The 12374-nt window shown below is 64.8% G+C and carries 11 protein-coding genes; all 11 read right to left on the bottom strand.

The genetic code is table 11. From position 1 onward, the window contains the following. Positions 1 to 6: 6 nt before the first annotated feature. Positions 7 to 1128 (bottom strand): bifunctional 3,4-dihydroxy-2-butanone-4-phosphate synthase/GTP cyclohydrolase II, encoded by a 1122-nt coding sequence (gene ribBA / locus Q0105_RS02130; protein WP_298208235.1) that lies wholly within the window; start codon positions 1126 to 1128, stop codon positions 7 to 9. A gap of 215 nt (positions 1129 to 1343) precedes the next feature. After that, positions 1344 to 1640, bottom strand: a complete 297-nt coding sequence (locus Q0105_RS02125) for a 2Fe-2S iron-sulfur cluster-binding protein (protein ID WP_298208233.1) — start codon at positions 1638 to 1640, stop codon at positions 1344 to 1346. A 13-nt stretch (positions 1641 to 1653) separates the two neighbouring features. Next, a complete protein-coding gene (locus tag Q0105_RS02120) occupies positions 1654 to 2292 on the bottom strand; it encodes a DUF938 domain-containing protein (protein ID WP_298208231.1) in 639 nt (212 codons plus the stop codon). A gap of 557 nt (positions 2293 to 2849) precedes the next feature. Further along, entirely contained in the window at positions 2850 to 3131 is a 282-nt protein-coding gene (locus Q0105_RS02115; protein ID WP_298208229.1) for a DUF427 domain-containing protein, read from the bottom strand. Between the two features lie 157 nt (positions 3132 to 3288). Next, positions 3289 to 4161, bottom strand: a complete 873-nt coding sequence (accD, locus tag Q0105_RS02110; protein ID WP_298208227.1) for an acetyl-CoA carboxylase, carboxyltransferase subunit beta — start codon at positions 4159 to 4161, stop codon at positions 3289 to 3291. Positions 4162 to 4281: 120 nt separating this feature from the next. Continuing rightward, the gene (gene trpA / locus Q0105_RS02105) at positions 4282 to 5091 is read right to left on the bottom strand and encodes a tryptophan synthase subunit alpha (protein ID WP_298208225.1); all 810 of its coding nucleotides are present in this window, start codon (positions 5089 to 5091) and stop codon (positions 4282 to 4284) included. Then, positions 5088 to 6362, bottom strand: coding sequence for a tryptophan synthase subunit beta (trpB, locus tag Q0105_RS02100; protein WP_298208222.1), 1275 nt, complete (start codon positions 6360 to 6362; stop codon positions 5088 to 5090). Before trpB ends, trpA begins: the two co-directional genes overlap by 4 nt. After that, complete coding sequence (locus tag Q0105_RS02095; RefSeq protein WP_298208221.1) at positions 6340 to 7101, bottom strand: phosphoribosylanthranilate isomerase; 762 nt, start codon at positions 7099 to 7101, stop codon at positions 6340 to 6342. The genes trpB and Q0105_RS02095 overlap by 23 nt, the downstream gene beginning before the upstream one ends. After that, positions 7098 to 7919: a tRNA pseudouridine(38-40) synthase TruA gene (gene truA, locus Q0105_RS02090; RefSeq protein ID WP_298208219.1), complete on the bottom strand. Its 822-nt coding sequence runs from the start codon at positions 7917 to 7919 to the stop codon at positions 7098 to 7100. The genes Q0105_RS02095 and truA overlap by 4 nt, the downstream gene beginning before the upstream one ends. 56 nt (positions 7920 to 7975) lie before the next feature. Further along, complete coding sequence (locus Q0105_RS02085) at positions 7976 to 10600, bottom strand: FimV/HubP family polar landmark protein (protein WP_298208217.1); 2625 nt, start codon at positions 10598 to 10600, stop codon at positions 7976 to 7978. 289 nt (positions 10601 to 10889) lie between these two features. Beyond that, positions 10890 to 12050 carry an aspartate-semialdehyde dehydrogenase gene (gene asd / locus Q0105_RS02080; protein ID WP_298208215.1) on the bottom strand — a complete coding sequence of 387 codons (1161 nt, stop codon included), beginning with the start codon at positions 12048 to 12050 and terminating at the stop codon, positions 10890 to 10892. Positions 12051 to 12374 lie beyond the last annotated feature (324 nt).

Genomic DNA, 12374 nt, shown 5'->3' with positions numbered 1-12374 from the left:
ATTTATTTACTCTTTCGGAATGAAGCCGGTGATCTCGAGGCCATAGCCCGCCATGCTGGGCATGCGGCGGGGCTGGCCCATGAGGGCCATCTTGTGCACGCCACATTCGCGCAGGATCTGTGCGCCTACGCCGTAGGTGCGCAAGTCCATGCGGCCACGCTCGGGGGCTTGCGCCGCGCGGGCCGTGCCTTCGAACTGGGCCAGCAGCTGGGCGGCGCTTTCGCCGCAGTTGAGCAGCACCGCCACGCCCTGGCCTTGTTTGGCGAGGTACTGCAGGCTGGTGTCCAGCCCCCAGGAGTGCATGGAGCGGTTGATTTCGAGTGCGTCAAGCACCGACAGTGGCTCGTGCACGCGCACGGGCACCACATCGTCGGCGCCCCATTGGCCCTTGACCAGTGCCAGATGCACGGCCTGGCTGGGTTTGTCGCGGAAGGCGTGGGCGGTGAACTCGCCGTAGGCCGTTTGCAGTGTGCGCGTGCCGACCTTTTCGACCAGCGACTCGTTGCGGCTGCGGTATTCGATGAGGTCGGCAATGGTGCCGATCTTGAGGCCGTGCTCGGCGGCAAACAGCTGCAAATCGGGCAGGCGGGCCATGGTGCCGTCGTCCTTCATGATCTCGCAGATCACCGATGCGGGGCTGCAACCGGCCATGGCGGCCAGGTCACAACCGGCTTCGGTATGGCCTGCACGCATCAGCACGCCGCCATCCACCGCCTGCAGCGGGAAGATGTGGCCGGGCTGCACCAAATCAGTGGGCTGGCTGCTGCGGTTCACGGCCACCTGCACGGTGCGGGCGCGGTCGGCGGCCGAGATGCCGGTGGTAACGCCCTCTGCCGCTTCGATGGAGACGGTGAAGGCGGTGCTGTACACGGTGCCGTTGCGCGCGGTCATGGGCGGCAGCTTGAGGAACTCGCAGCGCTCGCGGGACAGCGTCAGGCAGATCAGGCCTCGGCCGAATCGGGCCATGAAGTTGATGGCCTCGGGCGTGACATGGTCGGCGGCCAGGACGAGGTCGCCTTCGTTTTCGCGGTCTTCTTCATCCACCAGGATGACGATGCGCCCGGCGCGCATCTCAGCCACGATGTCCTCGACAGGCGAGATCGGCACGGGGGTGTGAGGGGAGGTCATGGAAGGCTGGGGCTTTCTCTTGGGGCTGCTGGCGGCGTGTTGCAGCACAGGTTCCCGTGGCCGAAGGCAGCGACTACTGCGCCTCCAAGAAACCGCCCCAAAGAACATGCGATGCGGCGCTGCCGCACGTCAAAGGAGCATCTTGCTCCCGAAGGCACGGATTTTAGTGCACTGGGCCCCGGTTCGTATTCAAACGGGGCGGTGCCTGACGCAGATCAGATGGCGCTGCCCTGCAGAACGACATCCGAGGTGGGATAGGCCACACAGGGCAGCACGCAGCCTTCTTCCTTTTCTTCGGCCGTGAGGCCGGGCCATTCGATGGCATAGCGCACCGTGCCCTCCACCAATTGGCCCAGGCAGGTGCGGCAGGTGCCGTTGCGGCAGGAGCTGGGCCAGTCGATGCCGCCTTGCTCCAGCGACAGCAGCAGGGGCTGCTCGGGCCAGGCGTCGCATTGCTGGCCGTCGGGCTCGACCTTGGCGATGAAGAAGGGGGCGGTGGTCGGAGTGTTCATGGACAGTGGTGCTTCAGGGGTTGTGGGGGGCGTGTGCCCACACCAGCAGCAGGTTGTTGGCGGGCAGGGCGTGCCGGGCGGCCAGGTGCAGGCCGGATGCGGCGGCCACCGCCGCGACGTCTTCGATGCGGCGGATGCCCCAGCGGGCGTCTTGTGCGCGCAAGCTGGCATCGAACGCGAGGTTGCCGGGGGCGGTGGGCACTCCGTCCTCCAGATACGGCCCGTAGGTGACGAGGTGCCCGCCCGGCGCCAGGTGGCGGGCGGCGCCCTGCATCAGCCCTGCGCAGCAGGCCCAGGGGGCGATGTGCAGCATGTTGGCGCAGTAGATCAGCTCGAACGATGCGGCGGCGAACGCGGGGCCGTCGCTGGGCCAGGGGTTTTGCAGCACATCGAGCCGCAGCGGCGCGCGCACGTTGTGGGCACCCGCCTGGGCGGCCCAGCCGGTGATGGAGCCGAAGTGGGTGGCCTGCAGGTCGGTGGGCTGCCAGCTCCAGTCGGGCAGGGCGGCGGCAAAGTGCGCGGCATGTTGGCCGGTGCCGCTGGCAATCTCCAGCGCGGCGCCCGTGGGCGCCAGCAGCGCCAACAACTGGGCCAGGATGGGGCCTTGGTTGCGTTCTGCGGCGGGGCTGTGCTGGAGGGGTGGGTTGGACATGGGTATTTTTGGGCTCTGGCGCTTATCTATCAAGCGCTAGGAGCTATCAAATTTATAGTGAATCAGGGAGGGCCGACGTGCAATGTACCGCAGATGGCATGTCCGGACGGGTTGCCTGTTTTTTGAGCGGTGCAAGGAATTCTCTTGTAAATCAAACACTTAAACTCGTCATACAAGGCTTGTTCAGAGTTATCCACAAGATTGTCCAGCGCACACTGGGATAACAAGGCGGTGAAGGGCCTGAAGGAGGCTTGTGGCGAAGGGGCGCACACGGTGGCTGCCAGGGGGTTTCTGCTTGCCTATTGTTTGGGCAATGCAAGGATATCCCTTTTTAATCAATGGCTTAGATGCCTCATACAAGGCTTGTTCAAGGTTATCCACATGATTGTCCAGTGTTGCAAGGGATAACCGTTGCCATGATCGGCAGCATTGCCTAAAAAAGATGCAATGCAGGGCTTTCCGTGACAAATCAAGGACTTGGAGTTGTCATACAGGGCTTGCCAAAACTTATCCACATGATTGTCCAGCGCTGGCAGGGATAACCCGCGGGCCGTGGCTCAGTCCGACACCTTGACGCCTTTCCAGAACGCCACTCGGCCTCGGACCTGTTCGGCCTCGGGCTTGGGGTCTGCGTAGAACCAGGCGGCATCGGCGTTCATCTCGCCATTGACCAGCAGCGACAGGTAGCTGGCTTGGCCTTTCCAGGCGCAGGTGGTCTTGTGGTTGCTGAAGGTGAAGAACTCGCGCTGGAGCGCGCTCTCGGGAAAGTAGTGGTTGCCTTCAACCACCACGGTGTCGTCGCTCTCGGCAACGACCACTCCGTTCCAGACTGCTTTCATAGGGGGTCCTTGGTAAACCTGCCTGACTAGTCACACGCCTCGGCAGCCTGTTGACGCTGACGTTCCCTCTCGCAAAGACCGCTGCGCAGCCTCTGAGAGTTTGTAAACATGCTCCTGATAGATAAGCATTACCAATCTTCATTCACTATGTAGAGACTCACATCACTGCATCTGCCGGCAGGCGCTGCAGCATGGCCAGGCTGTTGGCGATGGTGTTGCGCAGCTCGCGGCGGTCGCAGATGAAATCTACGGCGCCCTTGGTCTGCAGGAATTCGGCGCGTTGGAAGCCCTCGGGCAACGTTACGCGCACGGTGGATTCGATCACGCGGGGGCCGGCAAAGCCGATCAGGGCCTTGGGTTCGGCGATCACGATGTCGCCCACGAAGGCAAAGCCCGCGCTCACGCCGCCCATGGTCGGGTCGGTGAGCACGCTGACGTAGGGCAGGCCCTTCTTGGCCAGGCGGGTGAGGGCCGCGTTGGTTTTGGCCATCTGCATGAGCGACAGCAGGCCTTCTTGCATGCGCGCGCCGCCGGTGGCGGTGAAGCAGATGAAGGGCACTTTCTGCTCGATGGCGGTTTCCACGCCGCGCACGAAGCGTTCGCCCACCACCGAGCCCATGGAGCCGCCCATGAAGTCGAACTCGAAGCAGGCGGCCACCACGTTGATGCTTTTGACCGCGCCGCCCATGACGATGAGGGCATCGGTTTCGCCGGTATTTTCCAGCGCTTCTTTCAGGCGTTCGGGGTATTTGCGGCTGTCCTTGAATTTGAGGGCGTCCACGGGCAGCACCTCTTGGCCGATCTCGTAGCGGCCTTCGGCGTCCAGAAACGAGTCGAGCCGTGCGCGTGCACCGATGCGGTGGTGGTGGCTGCAGTTCGGACAGACGTTCTGGTTGTGTTCCAGATCGGCCTTGTAGAGCACCGTTTCGCAGCTCGGGCACTTGATCCACAGGCCTTCGGGCACCTGGCGGCGCTCGGTGGGGTCGGTTTGCTGGATCTTGGAGGGCAGAAGTTTTTCGAGCCAGGACATGGTGTTCTCCTCTTCAGGGGCTCGGCATGCCGGGCGTTTGGGGCGCTACATGGCATGCCGGATTGAATCTATGGCGTCCCGCACCCGGTTGGGTGCAAGACGCAGGGCAGCATTATGCGTCTACGTGTCCAGCGCCTTGCGGATACCGCGCAGGAAGTCGATGGTGATTGGGACCACCTTGGCGTGTTCCTGGTCTTCGATGAGCTGGATGATGCGGCTGCCGATGACCACGGCGTCCGACACCTTGCCGATGGCCTGCGCCGTGGCCGCGTCGCGGATACCGAAGCCCACGCCCACGGGGATCGTTACATGCTGGCGGATGCGGGGCAGCATCTGCTCGACGGCGGAGGTATCGAGCGCGCCCGAGCCCGTCACGCCCTTGAGCGACACGTAATACACATAACCGCTGGCCACGCGCGCCACCTGGGCCATGCGCTCATCGGTGCTGGTAGGGGCCAGCAGGAAGATCAGGTCCATGCCGTTCGCGCGCAGGTTGGCGGCAAAGGCCTCGCATTCTTCGGGCGGGTAGTCCACGATGAGCACGCCATCGACACCGGCCTCGGCGGCGTCGCGCACAAAGGCGTCCGCGCCGTGGATCTGGTCGTAGCGCTCCACGGGGTTCGCGTAGCCCATCAGCACCACGGGCGTGGTGCTGTTGCGCTTGCGGAACTCACGCACGTGGTCGAGCACCTGCACCAGGCCGATGCCCAGTGCCAGCGCTTTCTCGCCCGCCTTCTGGATGACGGGGCCGTCGGCCATGGGGTCGGAGAAGGGCACGCCCAGCTCGATCACGTCGGCACCGGCCTCCACCATGCCGTGCATCAGTGCGGGCGTGATGTCGGCAAACGGGAAACCCGCCGTGACGTAGGGGATCAGCGCCTTGCGGCCCTGGGCTTTGAGTTGTTCAAAAGTGGTGCTGATGCGGCTCATGGCTTGGCGTCTCCTGCGCCCTTGACGGTGAGACCGCGCATGGAGGGGCGGTCGTAGAAGTCTTCATCCGAGAGGTCGGCCACGGTGCCGATGTCCTTGTCGCCCCGGCCCGAGAGGTTGACCAGAATGGATTGGTCGGGCCGCATGGTGGGGGCGAGCTTTAGGGCATGGGCAAAGGCGTGGCTCGATTCGAGCGCGGGGATGATGCCCTCGGTGCGGCACAGGTGGTGGAAGGCCGCCAGCGCCTCCTTGTCGGTGATGCCCACGTATTCGGCGCGGCCAATGTCCTGCAGCCAGGCATGCTCGGGGCCGACGCCGGGGTAATCCAGGCCCGCGCTGATGCTGTGTGTTTCGGTGATCTGGCCGTTGGCGTCCTGCAGGATGTAGGTGCGGTTGCCGTGCAGCACGCCGCTGGAGCCGCGCTGCAGGCTGGCGGAGTGTTTGCCGCTGTCCAGGCCCTCGCCGGCCGCCTCCACGCCGATCAGGCGCGTATTGGCGAACGGAATGTAGGGGTGGAAGATGCCCATGGCGTTGCTACCGCCGCCCACGCAGGCGATCACGGCATCCGGCTGCGCGGCCGCGATTTTCTGTTCGGCCAGCATGGGGGGCATCTGCTCGATGGCTTCCTTGCCGATCACGCTCTGGAAGTCGCGCACCATCACGGGGTAGGGGTGCGGGCCCGCCACGGTGCCAATGATGTAGAAGGTGTTGTCCACATTGGCCACCCAGTCGCGCATGGCTTCATTCAGAGCGTCCTTGAGCGTCTTGCTGCCGGACTCGACCGGCACCACGGTGGCGCCCAGCAGCTTCATGCGGTAGACGTTGGGGCTTTGGCGCTTCACATCTTCGCTGCCCATGTAGACCACGCATTCAAGGCCGTAGCGTGCGCAGATGGTGGCGGTGGCTACGCCGTGCTGGCCCGCGCCGGTTTCGGCGATCACGCGCGGCTTGCCCATGCGGCGTGCCAGCATGGCCTGGCCGATCACGTTGTTGATCTTGTGGGCGCCGGTGTGGTTGAGGTCTTCGCGCTTGAGGTAGATCTGCGCACCGCCCAGCTCGCGGCTGGTGCGCGCAGCGTGGTAGACGGGTGAGGGGCGGCCCACGAAGTGCTTGAGCTCGTAGTGGAATTCGGCGAGGAAATCCGGGTCGTTCTGGTAGCGGGCGTAGGCTTCGCGCAGTTCCTGGATCGCGTGGGTCAGCGTCTCGCTGACGAAGCTGCCGCCATAGGGGCCGAAATGGCCTGAGGAATCAGGTTGCTGATAGGAATTCATGAGGGTTCTTTGCAAGTTGGGCATCGGCCGCGCGCACGGCGGCGATGAACCGTTGGATTTTTCCGGCGTCCTTGATGCCCTTCAGGGATTGGCCATCGGGGCTGGTCGGGTCTGTGGCCTCGACGCCGGAGCTGACATCAACCGCCAGCGTCTTGCAACGCGGGCGGACTTGCAAAATGCCATCGGTCACGTTTGCAGGCGTGAGTCCACCAGACAAAACGAGGTGAGAGCTGACGCTTGGTGGAAGGAGTGACCAATTGAATGCCTTGCCGCTGCCACCATAACCTTCGACATGGGCGTCGAGCAGGATGGCTTGGGCGTGAGAATAATCGTGGGCGTATTTTACGAGGTCAAAGCGTGCCGCGCCATCGCCGAGGGGAATGCGTGCGGCGCGCAGATAGGGTCGCGCGCCCTGGCCGGTGGCGGCTAGGCAGTCCTGGGGCGTTTCATCACCATGAAATTGAATGGTAGCGCCCGCAATTAAAGCGCTAGCAGCTATCACATTGGTAGCACTCTCGTTCACGAAAAGCAGCACGGGTGTGACGAAGGGTGGCAGGCGCCGGGCCAGTTGTGCCGCCCGCTCTGGCGTCACGGCGCGTGGGCTCGGGGCATACAGCACGAACCCGACGGCATCGGCACCCGCAGCCACGGCGGCATCCACGTCCTGTTCGCGGGTCAGGCCGCAGATCTTGATGCGGGTGCGTGCCGGGGGGAGGGGGGCAATGGCTTGGACTTTCATGGCAGCCAATCATACGCAGCCGTGCGCTGGGGCAAGCCCCAGCGGGCGTCGTAGATCGGGCCCTGGAAATACAAACCGTTGGGGGAGAAGGTTGGTGCCGCTGCATCGCGCGATCGGGCGGCCAGCACCTGTGCCATCCATTCGGGGGGCTGGTCGCCCTGGCCCACGGCAATCAGGCAGCCCATGATGTTGCGGATCATGTGGTGCAGGAATGCGTTGGCCTCGAACTCGAAACGCCAGTAGCAAGGGCTCCAGCCCAGCTCCGGGTGTGGGTCGCTCAGGCCCCGGCGGGTGATGTCGATGCGTTGCAGGGTTTTGACAGGGGATTTGGCCTGGCAGGCCGACGCGCGAAAGGAGGTGAAGTCGTGTTCGCCCAACAGGATGTCTGCGGCCTGCCGCATGGCGTCGTGGTTCAGCGGGCGATAGACCCAGCCCACGCGGCCTGCATCCACGCTGGGGCGCACGGGGGACTGCAGCAGCACATAGGCGTAGCGCCGCGCCACCGCACTGGCGCGGGCGTGAAAATCAAGGGACACGGACTGTGCCCACTGCACGGCAATGTCGGCGGGCAAAAAGGTATTGGTGCCGCGCACCCAAGACGACGCGGGCCGCTCAAGCGGGGTGTCGAAGTGCACCACCTGCATCAGTCCATGCACCCCGGCATCGGTGCGGCCAGCGCACAACGTGCTGACGGGGTGCGTAGCAAAGCGGCCCAGGGCCGCTTCGAGTTTGTCTTGAACCGTGTTGCCAGACAGCTGGCTTTGCCAGCCGCTGTAGGCCTGGCCGTTGTAGCCGACGCCCAGAGCCACCCTCGTCATGGAGTGGCCTGGGGACGGGGTGGGTGGGGATGCGCCTGTCGGTGCGGGTTGTTGCATCAGCCCAGATCGGCCAGCATGCGCTGGGCACGGGCCTTGAGCACGCCGCTGGATTCCGCCACCACTTCTTCAATCAGCGTGCGGGCGCCGTCGGTGTCGCCAATGGCGTTGAACTCTTCGGCCAGCGCCAGCTTGGTGGCCAGTGGGTCGTCTTGCGCGGCCGCCGAGCCATCGTCGGCGAAATCGGGGGCTGGAGCGGGTGCGGCTTTGGCGGCGGGTGCGGCCATGGGCCTGGACGGTGTGTTCAGGTCCAGCGACAGGTCGCCCAGATCGAATTCCATGGGGCTCGCGTCTTTGCCATCGGCACCCGTTAACGGAGCCATTCCCGACGGTGCCATGCTCAGATCATCCGCGCTTGGGAAGTCGATCTGGGCCGTGGGTGGGGAGGGCATGACGGGGGTGGGCGCCGTTTCCTGGGCACTCCACGCCGGTGGTGCTGCAGCAGCAGGGAGGTCTGGCAAATCGAGTTCAGGGCGCAGCGTTGGGGGCTCATCCTCACCAGGCGCTGAATGGAGAGCACTGGCGGTTGCGGCCGCTGCTGCGGCGGCGAAGCCACCAGGCGCAGCGGGTGGCGCATCGGTCAGGGCATCATCGGGCAGGTCCAGGTCGAGATCCAGGTCAAGGTCCGGAGGCAAGGCTGCTGCCGCTGCGGCAGCGGCGTTTCCTGCCCCCGTGAAGGTGCTGGGGAAACCGCCTGGGGGCAGCGATGGAGACTCATCCTCGCCCATGCCGGGGCGGCCACCGGGCTGGTACAGACGGTTTTCGGGGTCCAGATCACGGCCCAGCTCGGCAATGCGCGCCCAATCCGGGCCTTCGCCCTGCGTCAGCTTGAAGACTTCTCCTGCAACAGCCTCCAGGGCCTTGCGGTCCTGGCGTTTTGCATAGATTTCGCCGAGCTTCACATGCACGGAGACGCGGCCTGGGTTATGGCGCACGGCTTCTTTCAGGATTTCTTCAGCTTGCAGGTCGCGGCCATAGGCCAGGTACACATCGGCCTCGGCCACCGGGTCCACATCGCCACCTGCGTCCAACTGGCTGGGCGAATAGGCCATGGAGGAGCCTGTGCTCACATCACTGTTGGCCGTGTCCACGCGCTGGCCGCCACTGGCGCCAAAGAACGAGTCGGGCTGGATGCGGCTTTCGAGGAAGGAGCTGTCCACACCGCCATGCTGGCGGCGGCGCTGCACGACGCGGTATGCGCCAAATCCGAGCAAGCCCGCAATCAGAATACCGCCGCCAATGGGCAACAGGGGGTCGGCCATGAGCCCCTCGAGGAACCCTGGTTCTTCGACAGGCGCCGGGGCAGGCGCTGCTGGCTTGGCAGCAGCAGCGGGGGCTGGTGCGGGCGCTTCTGCTGCGGGCGCAGAGGCAGCAGCTTCGGCAGGCACCGAGGCTTCTGCGGGGGCGCTGGCGGCGGGTGCGGGTGCCGGGGCTTCAGGGGCGGTGGGTGTGGCGGGAACAGCAGGCACTTGCACGGCCACGCCAGCCGGGGCACTGGCCGCGCCTGCGGCTGCAGGGGCAGCGCCGCCAGCTGCGGTAGAGGCTGCGCCCAGCTTGTTGAGGTCGGTGATGTTCTTGGACAGCTCGGCCATCCGTGCGGCAGCGTCGCTCGCCTGCTTGTCCTTGATGACCTGCTCTTCTGCGGCCTTCTGGCCCTTCACGGAGCCCTTGGACAGTGTGAGCTTGTCGGGTGCGGCCGTGGCAGGTTTCTTGTCTTCTACCTGTGCCTGCACGGTGCCAGACGCTGAACGTTGCGCGGCGGCGACTTCGGTGGTGGGCGCAGCGCCCGCAAGCTTGCGGCGGAAATCGTTGAAATCGCGTGCCTGTGCCGAAAGGATTTGGCGCGCCTCGGGGGCCGTGGTGGACTGGGCGGTTGCCTGGTCAGGCATTTGCAGGACGGCGCCTGCCTTGAGAAGGTTGACGTTGCCGTGGATAAACGCTTCGGGGTTGGCACGAAGCATGGCCACCAGCATCTGGTCCAGCGAAACACCTGCGGGCTTGTATGCGCTGGCAATGCGGCCAGCGGTATCACCGGCATGCACGGTTACGCCATCGGCGGGCGCGGCGCGCGGCGCTGCAGCGGCCGGGCGAGGTGCTGCTGGGGCAGCCGCCGCCGTGGGTTCTGCTGCGCGTGGCACGGCGGGTGCGCGCACAGCAGGCGCGGGGGCTGCGGGCGAAATCTGTGGCGAGGCCGTGACCGCAGGCGCCGGACGGCGCATCGTGGGCGGATCAAACAGCATGGTGTAGCTGCGCACGATGCGGCCAGACCCCCAGTTGGCGTCCAGCACCAGGTCGAGGAAAGGCTCGTTCACGGGGCGGTCACTCGACAGGCGCAATACCGCCGTGCCATCGGGCCGACGCTGCAGCTGGATCCGCAGGTTGTTCATCGTGTTCGTGTATTCCATGCCCTGGGCACGGAAGACTTCGGGGGCTGCCGCCGTGGCGCGCAGCGTGTCGGCTTCGGCGGGCGTGATCTGGGGCAGGTCGATCTCTGCGCGCAAGGGTTCACCCAGGGCAGACTGCACGGTGATGCGCCCCAGTGCCAAAGCAGATGCATCGCTGGCGTAGAAGCCAGAGCAAGCTACGGCCGCGGCCGCCAAGACAGAAAATTTCCAACGATGCATGTTTGCCAACAACTGATGAGGATTTTTTGCGGCTCGGGCGAGCGTTGCTTTTTTTGTCATGGTCTGGTCCCCGTCCCGGAGCGTGAAAATATGTAAAAAGCACCATAGCATCAATGTTTTGCACTGACAAGCTGAGGTGGCGCCGAAGCTTTGGGCGGAAGGTTGTCGCACTAATTTGGTGCGTCAAGTTGTTGCCAATTGCCAACGCGCCGTAACCGAGTGTGACGGAACGCTGGGCGCAAAAAAGCGCGCGTGGCGGGTGCCGCGCGCGCTTGTCAAAGGTGCCAGATCAGGCGTCGAGCAGGATGCGCAGCATGCGGCGCAGGGGCTCGGCGGCACCCCACAGCAGTTGGTCGCCGATGGTGAAGGCGCCAACGTACTCGGGGCCCATGGCCAGCTTGCGGATGCGGCCCACGGGGATGGTCATGGTGCCGGTCACGGCCACGGGCGTCAGGTCCTTGATGGTAGCTTCGCGGGTGTTGGGCACGACCTTGGCCCATGCGTTGTCGGCAGCAATCATGGCCTCGATGTCGGCCACGGGCACGTCCTTCTTGAGCTTGAAGGTCAGCGCCTGGCTGTGGCAGCGCATGGCGCCCACACGCACGCAGAAGCCATCGACGGGAATGGCGGCGGAGTCGAAGCCCTCGCCCATGCCGAGGATCTTGTTCGTCTCGGCCATGCCCTTCCACTCTTCCTTGGACATGCCCCAGCCAGGCTCGTCCTGGCTTTTGCCAATACCGAGGTCCTTGTCGATCCAGGGGATGAGCGAGCCGCCCAGCGGCACGCCGAAGTTGATGGTTTCAGCGGCGCTCAGGCTGCGCTGCTTGGCGATAACCTTGCGGTCGATCTCCAGGATGGCGCTCTTGGGGTCGTCCAGCAGCGATCGCACTTCGGCGTTCAGTGTGCCGTACTGCGTGAGCAGCTCGCGCATGTGTTGGGCGCCGCCACCCGATGCTGCCTGGTAGGTCTGGGTGCTCATCCATTCGACCAGGCCTGCCTTGTACAGCGCGCCCACGCCCATCAGCATGCAGCTCACGGTGCAGTTGCCGCCGATCCAGTCCTTGCCGCCGTGGGCCAGGGCGTTCTTGATGACCGGCATGTTGACCGGGTCGAGCACGATGACGGCATTCTTTTCCATGCGCAGGGAGGATGCGGCGTCGATCCAGTGGCCGTTCCAGCCTGCGGCGCGCAGCTTGGGGTACACCTCGTTGGTGTAGTCGCCGCCCTGGGCGGTGATGATGATTTCGCAGCGCTTCAGGGCGTCGATGTTGAAGGCGTCTTGCAGGGTGGTTTCGTTCTTGGCCTGCGCAGGGGCCTTGCCGCCCGCGTTGGATGTGGAGAAGAACAATGGCTCGATCAGGTCGAAGTCTTTTTCTTCGACCATGCGGTCCATCAACACCGAGCCGACCATGCCGCGCCAGCCGACCAAACCTACCAACTTGTTGCTCATTTCAACGCCCTTTCAAATAAAACAGTGCTAGACCAGACTGTTTGCCCCGGCTCGTCTGGCCAGGGAGGGCGCACGACGATTCCGGAGCTGGATCAGCCCTTAATGGTCGTGGTTTTGGTGGTGATTGCGCGCGCAGCCACACCGGCCATGGCGGCGGGTGTGATGTTCAGGGCGAACGGGCGGGCGGCAAACATAGCGCAAGATTGTAGCGGATGCGGCCCGGCGCGCGCAGGCCAAATGGCGGCGGGTGCCAGAAAAGCACAAGGGCGGCACGGGGCCGCCCTTGTCTGCGGCAATGCCCGGTTGGGGGCACCGCCGAATGAC

It is taken from the genome of Acidovorax sp., assembly GCF_027492855.1.
Lineage (GTDB): Bacteria > Pseudomonadota > Gammaproteobacteria > Burkholderiales > Burkholderiaceae_C > Acidovorax.
This window is presented reverse-complemented; position numbering and strand designations above follow the sequence as displayed.